The following is a 20,469-nucleotide window of genomic DNA, read 5'->3' on the forward strand; positions in this document are numbered from 1 at the left end:
GAAATCGACTTCGGAATGCTCGATCAGCTTTGGGTTGATGTCATCTATCCGAACCACGCGTAATCCACGCATACTTGATGAAATTCGATACAAAAGGACCCGATAATGCCGTTGATTTTCCTGAACGGTTCCGCCATGCGCGGAGGGCCGCTCAACCACCTGTTGAACGGTGCGCCGTTCGCCGGTGAGGCGAAAACCGCACCACGCTACCGATTCTTCTCGGTCGGCGATCGTTTTCCCGGCCTCGACCCGTCGCCGGACGGCGGCTATTCGATCACCGGCGAGCTGTTCGACGTGCCGCTCGACGTGCTGCGCGAAAGCCTGCTACCTGCGGAACCGCCGGAGCTGGAGCTCGGCGCGATCGAGCTGGACGACGGCAGGTCGGTGCTGTCGATGGTGTTGCGCAGGCCGCCGACGTCGTACCCGGAGCTGATCGACATCACCCGCATCGGCAGCTGGAAGAAATATCGAGAAGGAGCTGAATGAAGCATTACGCAGGGGAGTCCGGTCTCCCGAGATTCGACGTCAATTGCTCTATTCTTTTCACCGATCTACCGCTGCTGGAGCGTCCGGCCGCAGCCAAGGCCGCCGGTTTCGACGCGGTCGAATTCTGGTGGCCCTTCGGCGAAGATCCCACGCCGGGGGACAAAGAGATCGACGCATTCGTGCGTGCGATCGATGACGCCGGTGTGCAGCTGGTCGGGTTGAATTTCATCGACCTTATTCCGGTGGGCCGTGGTCTGGTCTCCGTGCCCAGTGAGACCTCCCGGTTCCGCGACAACATCGAGGTAGCCGTCGGGATCGCCGAACGCACCGGCTGCCGGGCGCTGAACGCCCTCTACGGCAACCGCATCGCGGGGGAGGACCCGGCGAAGCAGGACGAACTGGCCCTGGAGAACCTACGGCTGGCCGCTCGCGCCGCCGCCCGGATCGGTGCCGCCGTATTGGTCGAGGCGTTGAATGCGCATGAGTCGCCGCACTATCCGATCGTCAGCGCCGAGCATGCCGTGCGCGTGATCGAGCAGACCGGCGAGCCGAACGTGCGCTTCCTCTGCGACCTGTACCACCTGGCGCGAATGGACGAAAACCTGATTCAGGTCATCAAGACCTACGCCCAGCACATCGGCCACGTGCAGATCGCCGACGACCCGGGTCGCGGCCGGCCGGGGACCGGTGAACTCGACTTCGAAGCGCTGTTCCAAACCCTCGCCGCCGCAGGCTATGACGGCTGGATCGGCCTCGAATACAAAGACCCCGAGCTTGATTGGAAGTGGATGCGCGCATGAGCACTATCGGTTTTATCGGCCTCGGGATCATGGGCAGCCCGATGGCTGGCCACCTCGTCAAGGCCGGGCACGACGTGACCGGCTACGACATCGGCCCGAAGGGTCTCGAAAAGCTGAAGGAGGCGGGCGGTTCCGCCGCGGCCAGTGTCGCCGAGGCCGTCCGCGACAAGAACATCATCATCACGATGCTGCCGCAGGACGAGCACATCGAGCAGGTCTTTCCCGAGATCGTCGAGCACTCCGTCCCCGGCTCGCTCTACATCGACTTCTCCACCATCACCCCGAAGACCGCCAAATGGACGGCCGAGCAGGGCAAGAAGAACGGTCTGCGGGTGCTGGACGCACCGGTCAGCGGCGGGGAGAACGGGGCGATCAACGCGGCCCTGTCGATCATGGTCGGCGGCTCCGAGGCCGACTTCGCCGCCGCCACCCCGATTTTCGAGGCGGTCGGCAAGACCTTCGCGTTGGTCGGCGGCAGCGGTGCGGGCCAATGCGTCAAGGCGGCCAACCAGCTCGTCGTCGGCGGCACGTACGCCCTGGTTGCCGAGGCGATCCTGCTGATGGAGAACTTGGGGGCGGACGCGGCCAAGGGGCTCGACGTGCTGGCCGGCGGTCTGGCGGGCAGCAAGATCCTCGAGCTCAAGCGCGAAACCATGCTGGCCCGCAACTTCGTGCCCGGCTTCCGGATCGACCTGCACCACAAGGACATGGGCATCATCCTGCAAGCCGCCCGCGAGGCCGAGGTGTCGATCCCGATGGGCGCGCTCACCGCGCAGCTGATCGCGGCGGGCCGCGCCATGGGGTACGGCTCGCTGGACCACTCCGGTCTGCTGCTGGTCGCCGAGGCGCTGTCGGGTCGAGGCGAGGCATGAGAATGCCCGCGCCGTCGCTCGCACGGCACGAAGCATGCGGCATCCGGCTGCCCGACGGCTGGGTGCGCAGCGAGAAACCTGCCGACCGTGCGATGCCGCACGCGATGCAAACACGCAACATCAGCCAGAACAAGGAGGGTTGACCATGGCACGGATGCGTACCGTCGACGCCGCGGTCCTGATCCTCGAAAAAGAAGGCGCGACACAGGCGTTCGGGCTGCCCGGCGCGGCGATCAACCCCTTCTACAGCGCGATGCGCGCGCACGGCGGCATCAAGCACGTGCTCGCGCGGCACGTCGAAGCGGCGTCGCACATGGCCGAGGGCTATACCCGCGCCACGGCGGGCAACATCGGCGTCTGCATCGGCACCTCGGGGCCCGCGGGCACCGACATGATCACCGGGTTGTACTCGGCCAGCGCCGATTCCATCCCGATCCTGTGTATCACCGGTCAGGCGCCGGTCGCGAAACTGCACAAGGAGGACTTCCAGGCCGTCGACATCGCCTCGATCGCCGCGCCGGTCGCCAAGTGGGCGGTCACGGTATTGGAGCCCGCGCAGGTCCCCGGTAGTTTCCAGAAGGCCTTTCAGCTGATGCGGGAGGGCAGGCCGGGCCCGGTGCTGATCGACCTGCCGATCGATGTGCAGCTCGCCGAGATCGAGTTCGACATCGACACCTACGAGCCGCTCGTGGTGCATCGGCCCGCGGCGACCCGGGCGCAGGCGGAGAAGGCCATCGCCATGCTGAACGCGGCCCAGCGGCCGCTGCTGGTGGCCGGTGGCGGCATCGTGAATGCCGACGCCGCCGAACTGCTCGTCGAATTCGCCGAGCTGACCGGTGTTCCCGTGGTGCCGACCTTGATGGGCTGGGGCACGATCCCCGACGACCACGCGTTGCACGCGGGCATGGTCGGCTTGCAGACCTCGCATCGGTACGGCAATGCCACCATGCTCGAGTCGGATTTCGTGCTGGGTATCGGCAACCGGTGGGCCAACCGGCACACCGGCGGCGTCGAGACCTACACCAAGGACCGCACTTTCGTACACGTCGACATCGAGCCGACCCAGATCGGCCGGGTCTTCGCCCCGGACTTCGGCATCACCTCCGATGCCGGTGCGGCGCTGAAAGTATTCATCGAGGTCGCCCGCGAGCTCGCGACGGCCGGCGAACTGCCCGACCGCAGCGACTGGGCGGGGCAGGTCCGGGCGCGAAAGCAGCTCGGCCAGCGCAAGACCCACTTCGACAACGTGCCGATCAAGCCGCAGCGGGTCTACGAGGAGATGAACCGGGCGTTCGGGCCGGAGGTCCGCTACGTCAGCACCATCGGGCTCTCGCAGATCCAGGCGTCGCAGCTGCTGCACGTGTACAAGCCGCGGCACTGGATCAATGCGGGGCAGGCCGGACCGCTGGGCTGGACGCTGCCCGCCGCCCTCGGTGTCGCGACCGCGGATCCGGATTCGACGGTGGTGGCGTTGTCGGGTGACTACGACTTCCAGTTCCTCATCGAGGAATTGGCCGTCGGCGCCCAGTTCAACATCCCGTATATCCATGTGCTGGTGAACAACTCGTACCTGGGGTTGATCCGCCAGGCGCAGCGCAACTTCTCCATGGACTACTACGTTCAGCTCGACTTCGACAACATCAACAGCCCCGAGGTCGGCGGCTACGGCGTCGATCACGTCAAGGTCGCGGAAGGGCTGGGCTGCAAGGCCATTCGGGTCTTCGAACCGGACCGGATCGGCCAGGCGCTGGAAGATGCCAAGAAGATGATCGTCGAACACCGGGTCCCGGTGGTCGTCGAATGCATCCTCGAACGCGTCACCAATGTGTCGATGGGCTTGGAGATCGACAACATCGTCGAATTCGAGGAACTGGCGCAGTCCGCCGCGGACGCGCCCACTGCCACCGTCGCCATCGAACCGGAGCCGGAACCGGTCGGAGGCGGCAGGTGAGCGGGCCGGACGCGCCCCGCTCGAAAGATGTGCGCGGCGGGTGGCGCGATGGCCATTGCGTCGTCGCCCCCGACAAGTTCAAGGGGTCGCTGACCGCGCCTCAGGTCGCCGCGCACATCGTCACCGGACTCCGCCGGGTCCGCCCGGACCTCCCCGTCGTCAGCATGCCGGTGGCAGACGGGGGCGACGGTACGGTCGACGCCGTCGTGGAGTCGGGCTTCGTCCGCTTTCAGACGAGCGTCGCCGGACCGCTGGGATTGCCGGTGGCTGCTTCGTTCGCGATGAGGGGCGAGGCGGCCGTGATCGAGCTGGCGGAAGCGTCCGGCCTGCGTCGGCTGCCTATTCGGCCGACCTTCCAAACCGCTATGACGGCAACGAGTTACGGCACCGGCGAGCTGATCCGCGCGGCCGCCACCCGCGGCGCTCGCCGGGTCGTGCTCGGTCTCGGCGGCAGCGCGTGCACCGACGGGGGAGTCGGCATGATGTCGGCCCTGGGCGTGCGCTTCCTCGACGACCACGGTCGCGAGCTGCCGCCGGGCGGTGCGGCGCTGAGCAGGTTGGCGCGCATCGATGCCAGTGACATGCTGCAGGTGCCGGTGATCGTCGCGTCCGACGTGGACAATCCGCTGCTCGGGCCGCGCGGCGCCGCGCACATCTACAGCCCGCAGAAGGGCGCGCGGAGCAGCGACATCGACGAATTGGAGTGGGGCCTGGCACGTTTGGCCTCGATCGTCGAACGCGATCTCGGCGCCGACGTCGCGGACCGGCCGGGCGCCGGTGCCGCGGGCGGGGTCGGTTACGCCGCGCTCGCCTTCCTCGGGGCGACGGTGCGGCCGGGCATCGAGCTCATTCTGGAGCTGATGTCGTTCACCGAGCAGATCGCGGGGGCCCGGCTGGTGATCACCGGTGAGGGGTCCCTCGATCCGCAGACCCTGCACGGCAAAGCGCCGGTCGGGGTCGCGCGAGCCGCGGCAGGCGCCACCGTGCCGGTCGTCGCGGTGGCCGGCCAGCGCTCGCTCACCGGCGAGCAGCTGCGCCGCGCCCACATCGCGCAGGCGTACGCGCTGACCGACCTCGAACCCGACCCGGAGGTCTGCATGGCGAACGCGGGACCACTGTTGGAACGGCTGGCCGGTGAGATCGCCGGGGCCTGGCTGGGAGCGAGCGCTCATGCATGATCTGGTCATCCGATCCCGGCGGGTCGCGCTGCCGGAGGGGATCCGCGCGGCCTCGATTGCCGTGCGGGACGGCAAAATCGTGGCCCTGGCGGACTACGACGCGGTGCTGCCGGCGGCGGCGACCACCGACCTCGCGGATCTCGTCGTGTTGCCGGGTCTGGTGGACTCGCACGTGCACGTCAACGAGCCGGGGCGGACCGAGTGGGAGGGTTTCGCCACGGCCACCAAGGCCGCCGCGGCGGGCGGGGTGACCACGATCGTGGACATGCCGTTGAACTCGCTGCCGCCGACGGTCACCGTGCCGCATTTGGCGACCAAGCGGTCTGTTGCGGCGGGGCAGTGTCATGTGGATGTCGCGTTCTGGGGCGGTGCGATTCCCGGCAACCTGACGTCGTTGCGGCCGTTGCACGAGGCGGGCGTGGTCGGCTTCAAATGCTTCCTGTCACCGTCCGGGGTGGATGAATTCCCGCCGCTGGGGCTCAGTGAGGTCGAGCAGGTGATGCGGGAGCTCGCGGCGTTCGACGGACTGCTGGTCGTGCACGCCGAAGATCCGGTGCGACTGCACGATCCGGTCGACGGGTCGTACCGCGCGTTCCTGGACTCGCGCCCGGGGGCGGCGGAAAAGGCTGCGGTGCAGGAGGTTATCGCGCTGGCCGAAGCGACCGGCGTGCGCGCGCACATCCTGCATGTTTCGGCGGCGGCCTGCCTCGAACCGTTGGTTGCGGCGCAGTCACGTGGGGTGCGGATCACCGCGGAGACCTGCCCGCACTATCTGACGCTGTCGGCGGCCGAGGCGTCGTCCACCGCGTTCAAGTGCTGCCCGCCGATCCGTGACGCGGGCAACCAGGACGCGCTGTGGCAGGGCTTGGCCGACGGAGTGCTGTCCTGTGTGGTCTCCGATCATTCGCCGTGCACGCCCGAGCTGAAGGAAGGTGACTTCGCGACCGCCTGGGGCGGCATCTCGTCGCTGCAGATCGGGTTGCCCGCCGTGTGGACGGCCGCCGCCGAGCGCGGCTTCCGGCTGACCGATGTGGTCCGCTGGATGGCCGCCGCACCCGCCGAGCTGGCCGGGTTGTCGCACAAGGGGCGGATCGCGATCGGGTGCGACGCCGACTTGGTCGCGTTCGATCCGTGGGCGCCGATCACCGTCGATCCGGGCGCGCTGGCGCACAAGAATCCGATCACGCCCTACGGCGGCCGGGAACTGCGCGGGCTCGTGCACGCCACCTGGCTGCGCGGCCGCGTCGTCGGCAACGGCCACCCGCCCGCGGGCAACCTGATCTCCTTGCACCACAACCGGATAGGGAACCATGTCTGACTTCACCAACCTGCCCGACCTGGCGCTGCGCACGCACCGCGCCGGGGTGGTCGCCGCGAGCGACGAGTCGTTCGAGGAGCGGGAAAACCTGATCAACCCTTGGGAACCGCGCTTCGCCGAGCACACCTTCGGGCCGAAAGGCCAGGAGTACGACGGCTGGGAGACGCGCCGCCATCGCGGGCCGGGCCACGACTGGGCCATCATCCGGCTCGGTATGCCCGGTGTGATCCGTGGCGTCGTGGTCGACACCGCCTGGTTCAAGGGCAACTACCCGCCGTTCACCTCTGTTGAGGCCTGCCGTGCTCCCGGCTATCCGTCACCGTCCCAACTGGATTCGGCCGAGTGGGTGGAGATCGTGCCGCGCAGCGCACTGGGCGGTGACGCGAAACACGAACTCCCCGTTGCCGACGACCGCATCTTCACCCACGTCCGCCTGAACATCTACCCGGACGGCGGCGTCGCGCGGCTGCGCGTGCACGGCGAGGTGGTCCCGGACCCGACCCTGCTCACCGGCCTCACCGTCGACCTCGCCGCCCTCGAAAACGGCGCCCGCACCGTGGCCTGCTCCAACATGTTCTACTCCGCCCCCGACAACATGCTCTCGCCCGGCCTGGCCCGCAACCAGGCCGAAGGGTGGGAGACCGCGCGCCGCCGCGACAACGGAAACGACTGGGCCGTCATCGAACTCGCGGCCCAGGGCGTGCCGGCGCTGATCGAACTCGACACCACCAACCTGCTGTTCAACGCACCCGGGGAAACCCGCATCCTGGGTATCGATCACCAAGGCCCGGAGCCCCTGCCGTCCACCGATGACCCCGCTTGGTTCGAGTTGCTGCCGCGGACCACCCTGCAACCCGACACCCCGCATCGGTTCCGGCTCGCGCCCTCCACCAGGCCGGCCACGCATGTCCGCGTAGACATCTATCCGGACGGTGGCATAGCCCGGTTGCGCGTGCTCGGTGCGCTCACCGCCGCGGCCGAACGTGACCTGAACGCGCGCTGGTTGTCGAACGGGAACTGAATTCGCACCGACCGCCCCTGATATCAGGGGCGGTCGGTGGTCCGGCACGCGCGGTACTGTCCGATCATGCGCCTCGGTGGCTGGGCACTATGAGCGTCTATGACGCGACGGGGCGGACGTATGCGCTGACTCGGCGGCCTGATCCGCGGATTGCCGGAGCGATCGGGGTGGCGCTGGAGGGCATGGCGTCGGTGGTGAATGTCGGTGCGGGGACCGGTTCTTACGAGCCGGGCCGGACGGTGCTTGCCGTAGAGCCGAGTCAGGTGATGATTGCGCAGCGGCCGGTGGGGGCGGCTCCTGCGGTTCGGGCGGTTGCCGAATACCTGCCGGTGCGTAGTGGGTCGGTGGATGCGGCGTTGGCGGTGCTGACTATTCATCACTGGGGCGATCTCGAGCGGGGGGTTGCCGAGATGGTTCGGGTTGCGCGGCGGCGGATCGCGATTCTGACTTGGGATCACGCGGTGTTCCGGGAGTTCTGGCTGGTTCGGGACTATCTGCCTGCGGCCGCGGTGACGGACGCGAGGCTTGCGGTGTCGCTGGGGCGGCTCACGGGATTGCTGGAGAACCCCGAGGTGCACGTGGTTCCCGTGCCGCACGATTGCGTTGACGGGTTCGGGGGTGCCTATTGGCGCAGGCCTGAGGCTTATCTCGACGAGACGGTGCAGGCGGGGATGTCGATGCTGACGCTCACGCCGAAACCGATGCTGCAACAAGGGTTGTCGCGATTGAGCGAAGATCTGGAGACCGGCGCATGGCAGACCCGCTACGCCGACCTCCTCGAACGGTCGCACCTGGATCTGGGGTACCGGCTCGTCATCGCGGACCTGCCGGGTTGAGAGGTCACACGCCAGTGCGCTCGAGGGGCGGCGGGGCTCATCGAACGCCGGCCGATTCCAGCAGGCGGGAGTGCCCGATCTCGCGGCCGATCCGGACGAGCAGCTCGGCCGTCAACGCGGGATCGCGGGCGGTGTCTCGATCGGTGTAGTCGCGGAGTGCGTAGACATCGGCGAAACCTGTTCGGCCCCAACGGCTTCGAGGTACTTCGCTGCGCCCCGCGACGGCGATGACGGGTACCGGCTTGGCGCGCCGTGCTACGGCTGCGGGCAGTTTTCCGTGCTCGGACTGCGCATCGAAGCTGCCCTCACCGGTGACGACCAGATCCGCCCGGGCGCAATGGCGATCGAAGTCGAGTAGGTCGAGGAAGAACTCGGCCCCGGAGGTCGTCCGGGCGCCGAGCAGCATGGCGGCGAAGCCGATCCCGCCCGCGCTGCCTGCACCCGGTGCCGCAGCAAAGCGCGGGGCTCTGGGAAACCCGTTGCGGGCCAGCGCTTCCACCATGTGGTTCAGGCCATGGTCGAGCAGCCGCACCTCCGCCGGGTCAGCCCCTTTCTGCGGACCGTACACGGCGGCAGCACCTTCGGGCCCGGTCAACGGGTTGGTGACGTCAGAAGCGAGGACGAGGTCGACCGCCGGCAGGCGCACCGCGGCCGAGGTATCGATCGAGGCGATGTCGAGCAGCGCCCGTCCACCGGGCGGCAAGATCCGCCCGGTCTGATCGATGAACCGAAATCCGAAGGCGGTCAGTAATCCCATGCCGCCGTCGGTGCCGGCGCTGCCGCCGAGCGCCAGCACCACGCGGCGCGGCGACAGTCGCAGCGCTTGCCGAATCGCCTGTCCGAAGCCGAGACTCGATGCGTCCAGAGGTCGCATCCGCCCGCCGGGCAGCGTGGCCAGCCCGCAGGTGTCGGCGACCTCGACGATCACCGTGTCGCCACGGACTGCCATGGTGGCACGGCGCGGTGTACCCACGGCATCGGCGACGGTGCACGCCTTAGGCGAGAACCCGGCCGCGACGGCGGCATCGACACTGCCGTCACCACCGTCGGCGAGCGGGAGCCGCGTGCTGTCGACGCCGGCCCCGGCCAGCCCCTCGGCCAGCGATCGCGCGACCGCCGCGGCGGTCAGGCTCCCCTTGAACTTGTCGGGCGCGACCAAGACCCTCATGCGTCGAGCACCCTGATCAACGTCGCCGCCGAGATCACCGTGGTCACCCCGCCGATGCGCGTCGAGATCTGCGCGAACGGCATCAGATTCATCCGGTTCGAGGCCGAGAGGATTGCCACATCACCGGTTCCGCCGAGACCGCTGTGGCACACCGTGACCAAGGAGGCGTCGACCGGATACATGCCGATCGCGCGCCCGACCCAGAAGCCGGTGGCCGCCATCGCAAGTACCACGGCGACGCAGGCGGCGACGTACCCCACCGACAGCACACCCATGATGTTCTTCAACGGCAGATACAGCATGCCGAGACCGATCATGGTCGGGTAGATGAAGTATCGCGAGATGACGGTGTATATGCCGCGCACACTGTCCTCGACGGCGGCCGGGAAGACATTGAACAGCTTGCAGAGCACCGACATGACGATCACCAGCACCGGCGCCGGGAGATGCACGATCTCTTCCAGCAGCGTGGCCAGGACGAACAGACCGCAGATGAGCAGCACGCCGAGCGCGTGGTTACGGGTGGGGAAGTCGGGCTGCGGGATCGGCGGGGCGGCAAGGGGATCGGTGGGCACCTTCACCAATTGACCGCCACCGTCGAGTTGCGGGCGGCGATCACCGAGTCTGCGCAGCAACCCGGCGGTGATGACCGCAGCGATATTGCCGATGATCGCGGCTGGAATGAGTTCGGCGACATAACTTCCCGGTGATCCGCCCAACGCCGACGCGTAGGCGGAGGAGAGCGGGATGACACCTTCGCCGATACCGCCCCCGATGATCGGCACCACGATGTAGAACAGCGCTCGGTGAAAGCTGTAGCCGAAGGCCATGGCGACGCCGATGCCCACCGAGACCGCCGCGGCCGTACCGAGGACGAGCGGCACGAAGATACGGATCAACCCGCCGACCATCACCTTCCGGCTCATCCCGAGGATGCTGCCGACGACCAAGGTGCAGATGACGAAGTAGAGGAAGTTGGCCTCCTTCATCAACGAGTTCACCGCCGCCAGGGTGTTCTCGTTGAACGCGCCGAAGTACACCAGCACCGAGGGCGTCATCAAGCAGATGAGCGCGCCGCCACCGATTTTGGAGATGACCGGCAGCCGGTTGCCCAGCGGGCCGAGCAGCATGCCGAGGCCGACGATCACGGCGAGACCGCCGATCATGTTCTCGGGTATGGCGTCGAAGAGCCCGGCGGCGAGGACGCCTGCGGTCAGGATGACCGGGACGATCAGCGGCATGCCGTCGAGGGTGGGCAGCGCGAACGACCGCGCCGGCCGTGCTTCAAGACTCATGACCGGCTCACGGGCGCCATCGACGTCGCGGACTCGAGCTGCGCACGTACCTGTCCGCCAACGGATTCCGTCGTCTGCGATCCGCCCATGTCCGGCGTCAACGCCGACTCGCCGCGGGAGAGCACTGTTTCGATCGCCGCCAGCACGGCGTCGGCGGCGTCCTGCTCGCCGAGGTGCTCGAGCATCATCGCCCCGCTCCAGATCTGGCCGATCGGATTGGCGATGCCCTGTCCGGCAATGTCGGGGGCCGAGCCGTGCACGGGTTCGAAGAGGCTGGGAAACAGGCGCTCGGGGTTGATGTTTCCGCTCGGGGCGATACCGATGGTGCCGGTGCAGGCCGGGCCGAGATCGGACAGAATATCGCCGAACAGATTGCTCGCGACGACCACGTCGAACCAGTCCGGGTGCAGCACGAAATTGGCCGTCAAAATATCGATGTGATACTTGTCGACCTCGATGTCGGGGTAGTCCACCGCCATCGCCGCGACGCGTTCGTCCCAATAGGGCATGGTGATGGAGATGCCATTGCTCTTGGTGGCCGAGGTGAGGTGCCGCTTCGGCCGGCGGCGCGCTAGTTCGAAGGCGTACTTCAGTATTCGGTCGACGCCGGTCCTGGTCATCACGGTCTCCTGCAACACCGTTTCCCGATCGGTGCCCTCGAAGATCTTGCCGCCGATGCTCGAGTACTCGCCCTCGGTGTTCTCCCGGACCACATAGAAATCGACCTCGCCGGCCTGCCGACCGGCCAGGGGGCTGGTGATACCGCGCAGCAGCCGGACCGGCCGCAGGCTGACGTACTGGTCGAAATGCCGCCGGAACTGCAGCAGGCTGCCCCACAGCGAGATGTGGTCCGGCACCACCTCGGGCCAGCCGACGGCGCCGAAGAAGATGGCATCGAAACCGGCCAGTTCGTCGAACCAGCGGTCCGGCAGCATTTTCCCGGTCGCCACGTAGTATTCCGCGCTCGCGAAATCGAATTCGGTGAAATCCAGGGTGAAGTCGAATGCCGCGGCGGCCGCCTCCAATACCCGGACTCCCTGCGGCACGACTTCCTTGCCGATACCGTCGCCTGGAATGACCGCAATTCGGTGAGTTGCACCCATCGTCGCGTGCTCCGATCTCCTTGATAACGCCCCTGTTTTCGTTGTCTCGGGGTCGGTCACAACGGTAGGCTCGGACATTCCGCGGCAAAAGCGCGGAACGCGAAAGAGACTGTTTCCGGAATGGAAAAGACGAGGAGGTCACCGTGCCCGGCGCGTCCACCGACGACGTCACCTTTTTCGACATCGTCGCCCGCTCCCGCAGCCTGACCGAGGCGGCGCGCGAATTCGGCGTCTCGGTGTCGTCGGTCAGCAAACGGCTCGCGCAGATGGAGGCGAGGCTCGGTGTGCTGCTGGTGCAGCGCAGCACGCGCAGGCTGACGCTGACGCCGGAGGGGGAGCGCTACGCCGCCGGGGCGTCGGTGATCGCCGCCCAGCTCGAGGAGTTGGAGGACTCGATCGCCGAGCAACGGCACGAACTGCGCGGGCGGGTGCACGTCCGGTCGACGATCGGCCTGGGGCGGGCGCACATCTCGGCGCTGCTCGCGGATTTCGTCGAGCGCAATCCCCAGGTGCAGGTGGATCTGGAACTGTCGGCGTTGCCGCTCAATATCGCGGGCACCGGCTTCGACATCGACATCCGGGTCGGCGTGCTGCCGGATTCGCGATTGACCGCGACCCGCCTCTGGGTGAATCGCCGGGTGCTCTGCGCATCCCCGGAGTACCTGCGGCGCAACGGATCACCGGCGACGCTCGACGAGCTCGAGCAGCACAACTGCATCATCCTGCGCGAGAACGAATCCGACTACGCGCTGTGGCGGTTCGACAGCGGTGGAAAGGAACTCGCGGTCCGCGTGGCGGGCAATCTGATCAGCAACGACGGTGACGTGATCACCCGGTGGTGCCTGGAGGGGCGCGGACTGGTGATGCGCTCGCTCTGGCACGTCGAGCCGCTGCTGCGCGATGGTTCGCTGGTCCAGGTGCTACCGGAGATCCAGACGCCCAGCGCCGACATCTCCGCGCTCTACGCCGCAGCCGCACCGCTGCCACGCCGAACCCGGGCTGTCATCGATCATTTGAAGGCCGGGCTCGGCCGTCGGATCACCGGTGCGGCGCGGTAGTTGAAGCGCTCCTGTGGCGCAGCCTTGTTCAGGCGTACAGCGCCACGAACTTGTCCAGCGACCGCTCGATATCGCCCTTCACCGCCCGTGCCACCCCCGCACCGATCGGCCCGAACAGCGGCTTGCCGCCGAGCTCGATGTCGACGGTCACCTCCGAGCCGTCGCCCTTCGGCGCCACCAGCAGTTCGAGACCGAGTTTGGTGCCGCCCTTGCCCGCCCCGGTGAGCAGCAGCCGGCGCGGCGGTTCAGCCGCCTTGACCGTCCAGGTCACCCGATTCCGGAGTCCCTTGACCGAGGCGACACCGACCAGTTGGGTACCGACGGTCAGCTGCTCGGGCACCTCGCTGCGCCAGGCCTCGTGCATCGTCAGCCACTTGTCGAGATCGGCCAGGTTGGACGTGTGCGACCACGCCTCCTCGGGCGAGATCGGCACATCCACGGAGACCTTCAGCTTTGCCATGGCCGCATAGTATCCGGTACCCGGGGTTCGGCGTAGTTTGATGCGGGCGAACGACGGTCTGCGCACCTGCAGACATCTGCTGGCGTACCGTGTGCGGAACCTTCGAAGGCGGTCCGGCGACATGTGGGCAATCTTCGGGGTGGGGGCGCGGCGGACGACTCGGGTGCCGCGGGCGCAGAACAAACTGGACGGGCCAGCAAACTTCCGAGCGGAAGTAAACCGAATGCCCTGTTCTGTCAGGCGTTTCCGGACGGCATGTCGATAGGCGTGGTTGACGCCGCGCACGTGATATGCGGCACCATTGATAGATCGGATGATGTGTCCATTGCCGCGACTTCGGAAACGTCGCTGGTCAACGCGTGGCTAGCGGCCGTGATCGCCAGTGGCGCAGCATTATTCCGCATGGCGCGGCGCCCGTCATCTGTTGTCTGCAAACGCAATCATGTGACCGGATCTGGCGAGAACTAGTTGCATTGCTGCTAATGTCGGTCCGTCGGGTTCTGGTAACTGTTCGGACACAATCTGTTGTTCGGCGGTTGCCGGTCCTCCGACGTGGACCAGATCCGACCAGGGTGTGCTGGTCGGCGTCGCGAGGAAGGCGGGACGAACCACCATGACCGACAGTCGATTCCTCGGCGCCAATCGACGACGAAAGAACTGATGAATCAAGATATCGCCGTGGTGCTTTCATGGGTCCTCGCCGCCGCTCTCGTAGTGGTGACAGCGGTGGCGTTGTACGCAGTGCATTACGCCAAACAGCAGCGAACCAGAGCCGAAGCACTCAGTAGAGAGCAACGAGCCGCCGAAGAAGCCGTCGAACGCTTCGCGACGACCACGATGCCATCGGTAGCGGAGTCGATCAGACGTTTCGACAGCCCAGCCCCTACGGTCGAAGTGCCGCCGGGCCTGGAGAACTCGCGCATCGCGCAGGTGTTGCGGTGGATCGCCGAGCGGTACGCCGACGACCTGAGCCTGCTGCGGTCCGAGACCAGGGAACACGCGAACCACGAGGCGCAGCAGGCGATCAAGTCCGCCGAGGAGGCGGTGCGCACCGAGGTGTCCAACGCGGCCAGACAGGCGACCAGTGCGGCCGTGCGCTCGTTCGGCACGTCGGTGGTCAGTCTCGGCGCCGACGTCAGCCAGGTGGTCAGCGCCGCGCTGCGCGAGCACCGCAAGGACGAGGTGTACGAAACCCTCACGCGCATCGACCACACCGTGCAGCAGATGATCCGGCAGGCGCAGTCCTACGTGATCGTCTGCGGTGGCCTGCCCGGCAGGCGCTGGCCCGCCCAGTCGCTCACCGACGTCGTCGGCGGCGCGGTCGGCCGCGTCCGCGACTACCTGCGGGTGCGCCCCGGCCAGCTCGACCGGGTGGTCATCAGCCGTGCGGTGGAACCGCTCGTGCACACGCTGGCCACGCTGCTCGACAACGCGCTGCGGTATTCCCCGCCAACGTCTTTCGTGGATGTCAGCTTCCAGGAGGGGCACCACGGCGTCACCGTGATCATCGACGACGCGGGCGTGCGGATGAACGCCGAGCAGATGGAGGAGGCCAGGCAGGTGCTCGCGCACGAGCGCTCGGTCGACATCCACCAGCTCGGCCCCGCGCCGAAGGTCGGCTTCCCGGGTATCGCCGCACTGGCACGTCGCTACGGCTTCACCGTCTACATCGACGGACCGAACGTCTACGGCGGCATGCGGGCGATGGTCTACATCCCCGAGGCCCTGCTGATGACCCCGCAGCCCGGCCAGGAGGTCACGCCCGCGCGTGAGGTAGAGGTCCCCGCCGAACCCGTCCCCGCTGCGGTCCACGCGAGCCCCGCGCACAGCGCACCGCAGAGCGAAGAGCCCAGTGAGAGTGAGCCATTCGCCGTGCACGAGATCACCAGCGGCGGCTTACCGAAGCGGCGCCGCCGGACGGTCGCGCTCGCCCCGGTCGGGCCGCGCACCGAACCCGGCCTGGCCCGCCCCGACGTAGCCGCGGCCTGGCACACCGGTTCCAAGAGCGGCCGCGCAGCCGCCACCGATCAGTCCGACAACTCCGATCACACGGAAGGGATGACATCCTGATGGCCACACCCGTGACCGACAGCAGCAACAAGCTGGGCTGGCTACTCGAAGACCTCAATGTCCCGGGCGTCAGATTCGCAGTACTGCTATCCGAAGACGGGTTACGGATCGCGCACTCGGCCGGCATCGAGCGCGACCAGGCGGAGCGCTTCTCCGCCGCCGCGTCGGGCCTGCGGTCACTGGGCAAGGCCCTCGGGGAGTTCTGCGGCGAGGGCGACAACGGTGTGCGGCAGAACATGACCGAGTACGACCAGGGCATGATCCTGATCACCGCCGCCGGTGACGGCGCGCTCCTCGGCGTGGCGACCACCCCGGAGATCGACGTGGCACTGATCGCGCACCGGATGAACGAACTCGCGGGCCGGGTCGGGCACGAGCTGGGGAGCCAGCCGCGCAGGCGTGTTGATGGTGGCGAATTGCCATGACACCACGGTCCCGGCGTGATCCCGATTTGGTTCGGGCATACGTGCGCACCGGGGGACGCACGCGTCCCACCCGCGAGTTGGACCTGGTCACATTGGTCCGTACCGCAAAGGACCCGTCACCCGGTGTCGCGCCCGATGCACGCCGGGTCATGAATCTCTGTAGCCGCCGGGGCACGCTATCGATCGCCGAGATCGCCGCGTACCTCGACCTGCCGCCGTCCGTAGTGAAGATCGTCGCGGCCGATCTGATGGACGGCGGACACCTGGTCACACCTACCCCGGCGGAACACCTGCCGGAGATCGCTCTGCTCGAGGAGGTACTTAATGGGCTCCGTGCTCTCGCCGTCTGATCGTCCAGTCGACTATGTGCCGGAGACCGTTACCCGTTCCGTAAAACTGTTGGTGGCAGGCAATTTCGGGGTCGGCAAGACCACCTTCGTGAGCAGCGTCTCGGAGATCGAGCCGCTGCGCACCGAGGAGACGATCACCGAGGCCAGCGTCGGCGTCGACGACATGATGGGCCTGCCCGGTAAATCCCAGACCACCGTCGCGATGGACTTCGGGCGCATCACGCTGAACCCGCAACTCGCGCTCTACCTATTCGGCACCCCGGGCCAGCAGCGGTTCGTGCCGCTGTGGGAAGAGCTGGCCCGGGGTGCGCTCGGCGCACTGGTGCTGGTCGACACCAGGCGCATCGAGAAGTCCGACGAGGTGCTCTCGGTGCTCGAGGAGCGCGGGGTCCCGTATTCGGTGGCGGTCAACCAGTTCGAAGGTGCCAAGCACTTTCCGCTCGGCGAGGTCCGCGACGCGCTGGACTTGACGCCCGACACCCCGCTCACTTCGCTGGACGCGCGTGACCGAGGCACCTGCTTACGGTCCTTGATCACGCTCGTCGAATTCCTGTTCTATCGTCAGGAGTCACGTCTTTGACCACGCCTTCGCGTTCTTGCCCGGTCCAGCACGGATCACCGATCGACACCGATGGTCCCCGTGTTTCGCTGTACTCGGAAGAGTTCGCCGCCGACCCGCACCGCGCCTACCGCGAGATGCGCCGCCAGTACGGCTCGCTGGTGCCGGTGAACCTCTCGCCCGACGTACCCGCCACGCTGGTGATCGGCTATCACACCGCGTTGAGCATCCTCAACGATCCCGAGCATTTTCCGGCCGACCCGCGCACCTGGCAGAAGGGTGTGGCCGGTGAGTGCCCCATTCTGCCGATGCTGGAGTGGCGGCCGAACGCGCTGCGCAGCGCGGGCCTGGAACACGAGCGCTACCGGCAGGCCAACGTGGCCGCCATCGCCGAGGTCGACCTGCACAGCCTGCACGCCACCGTCGAGCGGATCGCGATCCCGCTGATCAACGCGTTCTGTGCGGACGGTGCCGCGGACCTGATCAGCCAGTACGCATTTCCGCTCACCTTCGCGGTGCTCAACGCCACGCTCGGTTGCCCGCCGGACATCGGCCAGCAGGTCGCGACCGGGATGGCCGCGATCTTCGAGGGCGTGAACGCGGACAAGGGCAATGCGATGCTCACCGACGCGCTGTTCGAACTGGTCACCACGAAGCGCAAGGAGCCGGGCGACGACATCACCTCGCGACTACTCGCGCACCCCGCCAGGCTCGACGACGTGGAGATGATCCACCAGCTGGTCACGTTGTACGGGGCGGGCATCGAGCCACAGCAGAACCTGATCGTGAACACGCTGCTGCTCATGCTCACCGACGACCGGTTCGCGGGAAACGTACTCGGCGGCAGTCTTTCGACCCGCGACGCACTGGACGAGGTGCTGTTCACCGACCCGCCGATGGCGAACTACTGCGTGTCCTACCCGCGGCAGCCGATCTTGATCGACGGCGTGTGGCTGCCCGCGCATCGACCGGTGGTGATCAGCATGACGGGCTGCAACAACGATCCGTCCATCAGCGTCGGCGAGTACGTCGACAACCGCTCGCATCTGGCCTGGAGCGTCGGGCCGCACTCGTGTCCCGCCAGGTCGATGGCCTACCTGATCGTGCAGGACGCCATCGATCAACTCCTCGACGCACTGCCCGAGTTGGACCTTGCCGTTCCCGCAGATGAATTGTCTTGGCGGCCAGGACCTTTCCATCGAGCGCTGGTCTCGCTCCCGGTAGTCTTCCCTAGGTCACCACCGTTGAACGTGTTTTAGGAGGACCCCGATGGACACCGAGCCGCTAGTCCTGGACCCGACCGGCACCGACATCCAGGGCGAGGCCGCCCGGTTGCGTGAGCGTGGCCCGGCGACCCTGGTGGAGCTGCCCGGCGGCGTGCGCGCGTGGTCGATCACCGACGCCGACCTGCTCAAGCGGCTGCTCGTCGATCCGAAAGTGTCCAAAGACGCCAGGCAGCACTGGCCTGCCTTCGCCAAAGGTGAAGTGCCGCAGGACTGGCCGCTGTTCCTCTGGGTGGCGGTGAACAACATGTTCACCGCCTACGGCGCCGATCACCGGCGGCTGCGCAAGCTGGTGGCGCCGGCGTTCACGCACCGGCGCACCGAGGCGATGCGGCCGCGGATCACCCGGATCGTGCAGCGGCTGATCGCCGAGCTGGCGGCGGTGCCCGCGGGTGAAGTGGTGGATCTGCGCGAGGGTTTCGCGTATCCGGTGCCGATCGAGGTCATCTCCGAGCTGATGGGGGTGCCGGAGTCGCTGAACCCGGGCCTGCGCACATGCGTCGACGGGATTTTCGACACCTCGCTGACTCCGGAGCAGTCGCAGGCCAACTACATGGAGATGTATCGCATCCTCGCCGAGCTGGTGGCCTATCGGCGGGAGAACCCGAGCGACGACATGACCAGCCTGCTGGTCTCGCATCGCGACGAGGACGACGGCTCGCAGCTCACCGAGCAGGAACTCATCGACACGCTGCTGCTGGTGATCAGCGCGGGCCACGAGACCACGGTCAACCTGCTCGACCAGTCGATCTACGCGATCATCACCCGGCCGCAGCAGCGGGCGACGGTGCTCGAGGGCAAGGTCGGCTGGTCGGATCTGATCGAGGAGTCGCTGCGTTTCGAGGCGCCGGTCGCACATCTGCCGCTGCGGTTCGCGGTGGACGACATCGAGATCGAGGGGGTGCGGATCGCGAAGGGTGATCCGATCCTGCCCGCCTACGCGGCGGCCAACCGGGATCCGAAGGTGCACGGGGAGACCGCCGACGAGTTCGACGTGACCCGGGCGACCAAGGACCACTTGGCTTTCGGGCACGGCGTGCATCACTGCCTCGGTGCGCCGCTGGCCCGGCTGGAGGCCGCGATCGCGCTGCCCGCGCTCTTCGAGCGGTTCCCGAACATGCGGTTGGCGGCGGAGCCGGCCGAGCTGGGCGCCGTGGCGAGCTTCATCTCGAACGGTCACGGCAAGCTGCCGGTGATCTTGCAGCCTGGGGAGTAGTCGAGCGGCGCAACGTTATTCGAGGGAGGGATGCCGTAATCGCGGCATCCCTCGCGTATTTCCGGGGTGGTCAAGCCGGTGTCGAAGTCCCGTCCGGCGCCGCCGTCCGGCCTTCGACGCATGGCCTAGGCTTTGCGCGCCAAGCCGGTGACGATCAGTTGCTCCCAGACCGACAGCGCACGGTCCGGTGCCGCCTCGTCGACCGGTGCCAGATCCGGTCGCCAGCTCGCGCAGGGCACGATGCCGGGTTCGAGGATTTCCAGGTCACCGAACAGGGCCGCGATTTCCTGGTCGGTCCGCCAGCGGCCGCGCCCGAAGGTCGACTGGAGTTTCTCCTCGGCGACGGCCGTCTCCCGGTTGCCGCCCGAACGAAAGTGCGAGATGTAGACCAGACTGCCCGGCACCAGCTGCTCGGACCAGTAGCGCACCACGGCGGCCGGGTCCTCGTCGTCGTTGAGGTGGTGCAGGATGGCGCTGAAGATGACGGCGACCGGCTGGTCGAAATCGATCATGTGGCCGACTTCGCTGTGCTCCCGGATGGACTGCGGGGCGCGTAGGTCGGCCTGGAAGACGGTGGTGTCGGCGTCGGTGGCGAGCAGGGCGCGGCCGTGCGCCAGGACGATGGGATCGTTGTCGACGTAGACGACTTTGGCGTCGGGTGCGTAGCGGTGCGCGACCTGGTGCACGTTGTCCGCGGTGGGCAGGCCGCTACCCAGGTCGATGAACTGCCGCACGCCGTCGCGGGCGATGTCGCGGACGGCGCGGACCAGGGCATGCCGGTTGGTGAAGGCGATGGCCACTGAGCCGGGCAGGTTGTTCTTGAAGTGGTCGCCGATCGCGCGGTCGACGGCGAAGTTGTCCTTGCCGTCGAGCAGGTAGTCGTATACCCGGGCGATGCTCGGCTTGGATTGGTCGATCACGTGCGTCAGGTCGGTCATGTCGTGCCCCCTTGTCCGATGCTGTTGTCGGTCTCATCGTAGGAGTCCGGGTGCGGCGGGGTAAGGGCTTCGGCAGCGAATT

The 20,469-nt window shown here is 67.3% G+C and carries 21 protein-coding genes; 16 read left to right on the forward strand and 5 right to left on the reverse strand.

Features of this window, described 5'->3' with window-relative positions:
* The first annotated feature begins 105 nt into the window (after window positions 1–105).
* The 9 genes from DMB37_RS37520 (at window position 106) to DMB37_RS37555 (ending at window position 8,462) form a co-directional block, all read left to right on the forward strand.
* On the forward strand, window positions 106–486 hold the full coding sequence (locus DMB37_RS37520; protein WP_107656072.1) for a gamma-glutamylcyclotransferase: 381 nt from the start codon (window positions 106–108) through the stop codon (window positions 484–486).
* Window positions 483–1,286: a hydroxypyruvate isomerase family protein gene (locus DMB37_RS37525; RefSeq protein ID WP_135236764.1), complete on the forward strand. Its 804-nt coding sequence runs from the start codon at window positions 483–485 to the stop codon at window positions 1,284–1,286. The genes DMB37_RS37520 and DMB37_RS37525 overlap by 4 nt, the downstream gene beginning before the upstream one ends.
* Window positions 1,283–2,158, forward strand: coding sequence for an NAD(P)-dependent oxidoreductase (locus DMB37_RS37530; RefSeq protein WP_135236765.1), 876 nt, complete (start codon window positions 1,283–1,285; stop codon window positions 2,156–2,158). Before DMB37_RS37525 ends, DMB37_RS37530 begins: the two co-directional genes overlap by 4 nt.
* Window positions 2,155–2,301: a hypothetical protein gene (locus DMB37_RS40860; RefSeq protein ID WP_167769062.1), complete on the forward strand. Its 147-nt coding sequence runs from the start codon at window positions 2,155–2,157 to the stop codon at window positions 2,299–2,301. The genes DMB37_RS37530 and DMB37_RS40860 overlap by 4 nt, the downstream gene beginning before the upstream one ends.
* A 2-nt stretch (window positions 2,302–2,303) precedes the next feature.
* Window positions 2,304–4,109, forward strand: a complete 1,806-nt coding sequence (gcl, locus tag DMB37_RS37535) for a glyoxylate carboligase (protein ID WP_135236766.1) — start codon at window positions 2,304–2,306, stop codon at window positions 4,107–4,109.
* Window positions 4,106–5,287, forward strand: coding sequence for a glycerate kinase (locus tag DMB37_RS37540; protein WP_135236767.1), 1,182 nt, complete (start codon window positions 4,106–4,108; stop codon window positions 5,285–5,287). The genes gcl and DMB37_RS37540 overlap by 4 nt, the downstream gene beginning before the upstream one ends.
* Entirely contained in the window at window positions 5,280–6,605 is a 1,326-nt protein-coding gene (allB, locus tag DMB37_RS37545; protein ID WP_135236768.1) for an allantoinase AllB, read from the forward strand. Before DMB37_RS37540 ends, allB begins: the two co-directional genes overlap by 8 nt.
* Window positions 6,598–7,626: an allantoicase gene (alc, locus tag DMB37_RS37550; protein WP_135236769.1), complete on the forward strand. Its 1,029-nt coding sequence runs from the start codon at window positions 6,598–6,600 to the stop codon at window positions 7,624–7,626. The genes allB and alc overlap by 8 nt, the downstream gene beginning before the upstream one ends.
* Window positions 7,627–7,715: 89 nt before the next feature.
* Entirely contained in the window at window positions 7,716–8,462 is a 747-nt protein-coding gene (locus DMB37_RS37555; RefSeq protein ID WP_135236770.1) for a class I SAM-dependent methyltransferase, read from the forward strand.
* A gap of 37 nt (window positions 8,463–8,499) precedes the next feature.
* On the opposite strand, the gene DMB37_RS37560 is transcribed toward DMB37_RS37555, so the two are convergent.
* The 3 genes from DMB37_RS37560 to DMB37_RS37570 are packed head-to-tail and all read right to left on the reverse strand — an operon-like array spanning window position 8,500 to window position 12,028.
* A complete protein-coding gene (locus tag DMB37_RS37560) occupies window positions 8,500–9,630 on the reverse strand; it encodes a glycerate kinase (RefSeq protein WP_135236771.1) in 1,131 nt (376 codons plus the stop codon).
* Window positions 9,627–10,925 (reverse strand): 2-hydroxycarboxylate transporter family protein, encoded by a 1,299-nt coding sequence (locus DMB37_RS37565; RefSeq protein WP_135236772.1) that lies wholly within the window; start codon window positions 10,923–10,925, stop codon window positions 9,627–9,629. Before DMB37_RS37565 ends, DMB37_RS37560 begins: the two co-directional genes overlap by 4 nt.
* Window positions 10,922–12,028 (reverse strand): tartrate dehydrogenase, encoded by a 1,107-nt coding sequence (locus tag DMB37_RS37570; protein ID WP_135236773.1) that lies wholly within the window; start codon window positions 12,026–12,028, stop codon window positions 10,922–10,924. Before DMB37_RS37570 ends, DMB37_RS37565 begins: the two co-directional genes overlap by 4 nt.
* Before the next feature lie 143 nt (window positions 12,029–12,171).
* Here DMB37_RS37570 and DMB37_RS37575 point away from each other — a divergent pair, with 143 nt between their 5' ends.
* Entirely contained in the window at window positions 12,172–13,086 is a 915-nt protein-coding gene (locus DMB37_RS37575; RefSeq protein WP_135236774.1) for a LysR family transcriptional regulator, read from the forward strand.
* Window positions 13,087–13,114: 28 nt separating this feature from the next.
* On the opposite strand, the gene DMB37_RS37580 is transcribed toward DMB37_RS37575, so the two are convergent.
* Entirely contained in the window at window positions 13,115–13,546 is a 432-nt protein-coding gene (locus DMB37_RS37580; protein ID WP_135236775.1) for an SRPBCC family protein, read from the reverse strand.
* 678 nt (window positions 13,547–14,224) lie between these two features.
* On the opposite strand from DMB37_RS37580, the gene DMB37_RS37585 reads away from it, so the two are divergent.
* Genes DMB37_RS37585 through DMB37_RS37610 form a run of 6 tightly spaced genes read left to right on the forward strand, consistent with a single transcriptional unit; the run spans window position 14,225 to window position 19,449 of the window.
* A complete protein-coding gene (locus tag DMB37_RS37585) occupies window positions 14,225–15,616 on the forward strand; it encodes a sensor histidine kinase (protein WP_370465273.1) in 1,392 nt (463 codons plus the stop codon).
* Window positions 15,616–16,041, forward strand: a complete 426-nt coding sequence (locus DMB37_RS37590; RefSeq protein WP_135236777.1) for a roadblock/LC7 domain-containing protein — start codon at window positions 15,616–15,618, stop codon at window positions 16,039–16,041. Before DMB37_RS37585 ends, DMB37_RS37590 begins: the two co-directional genes overlap by 1 nt.
* Window positions 16,038–16,391, forward strand: a complete 354-nt coding sequence (locus tag DMB37_RS37595; protein ID WP_135236778.1) for a DUF742 domain-containing protein — start codon at window positions 16,038–16,040, stop codon at window positions 16,389–16,391. Before DMB37_RS37590 ends, DMB37_RS37595 begins: the two co-directional genes overlap by 4 nt.
* Window positions 16,366–16,971 carry an ATP/GTP-binding protein gene (locus DMB37_RS37600; RefSeq protein ID WP_107656088.1) on the forward strand — a complete coding sequence of 202 codons (606 nt, stop codon included), beginning with the start codon at window positions 16,366–16,368 and terminating at the stop codon, window positions 16,969–16,971. The genes DMB37_RS37595 and DMB37_RS37600 overlap by 26 nt, the downstream gene beginning before the upstream one ends.
* Complete coding sequence (locus tag DMB37_RS37605) at window positions 16,968–18,209, forward strand: cytochrome P450 (protein WP_135236779.1); 1,242 nt, start codon at window positions 16,968–16,970, stop codon at window positions 18,207–18,209. The genes DMB37_RS37600 and DMB37_RS37605 overlap by 4 nt, the downstream gene beginning before the upstream one ends.
* A 10-nt stretch (window positions 18,210–18,219) precedes the next feature.
* On the forward strand, window positions 18,220–19,449 hold the full coding sequence (locus DMB37_RS37610) for a cytochrome P450 (protein WP_135236780.1): 1,230 nt from the start codon (window positions 18,220–18,222) through the stop codon (window positions 19,447–19,449).
* Between the two features lie 125 nt (window positions 19,450–19,574).
* Here the strand turns inward: DMB37_RS37610 and DMB37_RS37615 are convergent, their stop codons facing one another.
* On the reverse strand, window positions 19,575–20,387 hold the full coding sequence (locus DMB37_RS37615; protein ID WP_135236781.1) for an SAM-dependent methyltransferase: 813 nt from the start codon (window positions 20,385–20,387) through the stop codon (window positions 19,575–19,577).
* Window positions 20,388–20,469: the final 82 nt, after the last annotated feature.

Source organism: Nocardia sp. CS682 (assembly GCF_004634405.1).
In the GTDB taxonomy this organism is placed as follows: Bacteria; Actinomycetota; Actinomycetes; order Mycobacteriales; family Mycobacteriaceae; genus Nocardia; species Nocardia ninae.